Origin of the sequence: Kitasatospora xanthocidica (assembly GCF_014656195.1) — a bacterium.
Lineage (GTDB): Bacteria > Actinomycetota > Actinomycetes > Streptomycetales > Streptomycetaceae > Kitasatospora > Kitasatospora xanthocidica.
The window spans coordinates 29869-32675 of the sequence record NZ_BNBY01000006.1; the positions used below are offsets into that span (position 1 = coordinate 29869).

General features: G+C 72.5%; 3 protein-coding genes. All 3 read right to left on the minus strand.

Annotation, left to right across the window (positions count from 1 at the left end):
- Window positions 1-58: 58 nt before the first annotated feature.
- Complete coding sequence (locus tag IE332_RS12505; RefSeq protein WP_229928555.1) at window positions 59-949, minus strand: nucleotidyltransferase family protein; 891 nt, start codon at window positions 947-949, stop codon at window positions 59-61.
- 45 nt (window positions 950-994) lie between these two features.
- Window positions 995-1438, minus strand: a complete 444-nt coding sequence (locus tag IE332_RS12510; RefSeq protein WP_189915900.1) for a hypothetical protein — start codon at window positions 1436-1438, stop codon at window positions 995-997.
- Window positions 1439-1681: 243 nt separating this feature from the next.
- Complete coding sequence (locus IE332_RS12515) at window positions 1682-2779, minus strand: ABC transporter ATP-binding protein (RefSeq protein ID WP_189915901.1); 1098 nt, start codon at window positions 2777-2779, stop codon at window positions 1682-1684.
- Window positions 2780-2807 lie beyond the last annotated feature (28 nt).

Consider the following 2807-nt stretch of genomic DNA (forward strand, 5'->3'; position numbering starts at 1 on the left):
GGGGGAGCACCCGGCCGACCGGCGTTGTGCTTGCTGCTGCGGTGTTACGGCCGCGTCGTCACACGGGGGTCCGCCCGGCACCGGAGGCGAGCTCCTTGGCGGCCTCGGTCAGGTCCTTGGCGGTGTCGATCGCCCGCCAGTACACGCCCTGCGGCAGCTGGTAGCCCGCCAGCCGCTTGCCGCGCGCCAGCTGCGGGAAGGTGGTGCGCTCGTGGTCGCCCACGTCCGGCAGCAGCTCGGCGAACTCCGGGCTGAACACGTACAGGCCCGCGTTGATCAGGAAGGGCGAGGGCGGCGCCTCGATGAAGTCCAGCACGTTGCCGAACTGGTCGGTCTCCACGGCGCCCCACGGGATCCGCGGCCGGGCCAGCGCGAGCGTCGCGACGGCGTCCCGCTCGTGGTGGAAGGCGGCCATCTCGCGCAGGCTGAAACGGGTCCAGATGTCGCCGTTGGTGGCGTACCAGGGCTCCTCCGGGCGGGGCAGCGCCCTCGCCGCGTACTTGAGCCCGCCGCCGCGCCCGAGCGGCTCCTCCTCGACCACCGTGCGCACCCGCAGCGGCAGGTCCGCCTTGTCCAGCCACTCCTCCAGCACGTCGGCGAGGTGCCCGCAGGAGACCACGACGTCGGTGACGCCCTCGGCGGCGAGCCAGGCCAGCTGGTGGCCGAGGATCGGCGTGCCCGTCCCAGGGATCTCGACCAGCGGCTTCGGACGGTCGTCCGTGTAGGGCCGCAGCCGGGAGCCCTGGCCGCCGGCCAGGATGACGGCCTGGGTGACCGGCGTCGAGGTCGGCCGGGGCGGGTGGGGCTGCGTGCCGCCGAGGGGCTGCGCGGGGTTCGACGGCTGCGCCGGGTTCGAGGACGGCGCGGGGTTCGAGGACGGCGCAGCGGGCGGGGACGCGTGGTCGGCGGTGATGCCGGAGCCAGCGGTGGGGCCGGAGTCAGCGGTCATGCCTGAACAATAGGCCCGCCGCCCCGGCCGTGGCCCGTACGGGCGTCAGCCCACCACGCCGGCCGAGAACGAGCCGTCGCAGACCGGGCGGGCGAAGGAACGGGCCCGCTGGACGTCGCCCTGGTACTTGCGCACCGCCGCCTTGCCCAGCTCGGTGGCCAGCGAGGTGCAGTACGGCGTCAGCGAGGGCTGCTCGCGCATCGAGCGCTCCAGCAGGTCCAGCGCGGCGGACGGGTTCTTCGCCCGCAGCTCGTCCAGCAGGGCCACCCGCAGCGACTCCTGGGGGGCGAGCCCGTCGGCCGTCCTGGCCGCGGTGGTGGAACGCCCGATCCCGGCGCCGTCCCCGCTCGACGCCGCCACGACCTGCTGGTCGAGACCGGTCGGCGGGGCCCATGGGACCCGGGTCACGGCGAGGGTGCCGGTGGTCACCAGGACGACCGGCAGGGTCAGGGCGACGGTCTGGCCGATACGGCGCACAAGCTGCTTCACCCTCAGGAGAGTAGCGGTGGGTGCGGGCCGGATCGCCCTCCGTTACACCATCGAGTGACACGGTGTCCGGGTTCGTCCCCGCGCCGTGTTGACGCGGGGGTGTACGGAGGGAGCCCGCCGGACCGGGAGTGGTCCGACGGGCTCCGTCGTGTCCGTCGTCAGCCGCGCGGGGCGGCCTCGGGTTCGGCCGTGGGGCGGCCAGGGGCCGGCCGCGCGGGGTGGCCGGGCCGACCGGGCGTCGCGTCAGTCGCAGACGCTCAGGCGCACACCGCTGCCGGTGGCGAAGACGTGGGTCTCGTTGGCGATCGGCACCACGTGGATGGTCTCGCCGCGGGCCGGGATCTGACGGCCGGGCACGCGGACGACCAGGTCCTTGTCCTCGCCGCCGATCTTGGTGGTGCCGTAGACGAAGCCGTCCGAGCCGAGCTCCTCGACCACGTTCACCGTCACCGCGACGCCCTCGATGCCACCCGCGGGGACGATCTGGAAGTGCTCCGGGCGGACGCCGACGGTCACCGTCTTGTCCGAGCCCGCGCCGACCAGGTTCTCGCGGGAGATGTTGACGACCGAGCCGCCGAACTTCACGCCGCCGTCCACCAGCGGCACCTCGACCAGGTTCATGGCCGGCGAGCCGATGAAGCCGGCCACGAACAGGTTGGCGGGCTTGTCGTACATGTTGCGCGGGGTGTCGACCTGCTGCAGCACGCCGTCCTTGAGCACCGCGACCCGGTCGCCCATGGTGAGCGCCTCGGTCTGGTCGTGGGTGACGTACACCGTGGTGATGCCCAGGCGGCGCTGCAGGCCGGCGATCTGGGTACGGGTCGAGACGCGGAGCTTGGCGTCCAGGTTCGACAGCGGCTCGTCCATCAGGAAGACCTGCGGCTGGCGGACGATCGCGCGGCCCATCGCGACGCGCTGGCGCTGACCGCCGGAGAGCGCCTTCGGCTTGCGGTCCAGGTACTCGGTGAGGTCGAGGATCTTCGCGGCCTCTTCGACCTTGGTGCGGATCTCCGACTTGTTCACGCCGGCGATCTTGAGCGCGAAGCCCATGTTCTCGGCGACCGTCATGTGCGGGTAGAGCGCGTAGTTCTGGAACACCATCGCGATGTCCCGGTCCTTCGGCGGCAGGTGGGTGACGTCCCGGTCGCCGATGCGGATCGCGCCGTCGTTGACGTCCTCCAGACCGGCCAGCATGCGCAGGCTGGTCGACTTGCCGCAGCCCGAGGGGCCGACCAGCACCAGGAACTCGCCGTCCGCGATGTCCAGGTCCAGGGCGTTCACCGAGGGCTTGTCCGCACCCGGGTAGATGCGGGTCGCCTTGTCGTACGTGACAGAAGCCATGGTCGTTGCTCTCCTTCACCGGCAGGAA

What these genes read in the sequence shown, in the direction of transcription:
- IE332_RS12505 (WP_229928555.1), bottom strand. Translation starts at nt 949, where the DNA reads ATGACCGCTGACTCCGGCCCCACCGCTGGCTCCGGCATCACCGCCGAC.
- IE332_RS12515 (WP_189915901.1), bottom strand. Translation starts at nt 2,779, where the DNA reads ATGGCTTCTGTCACGTACGACAAGGCGACCCGCATCTACCCGGGTGCG.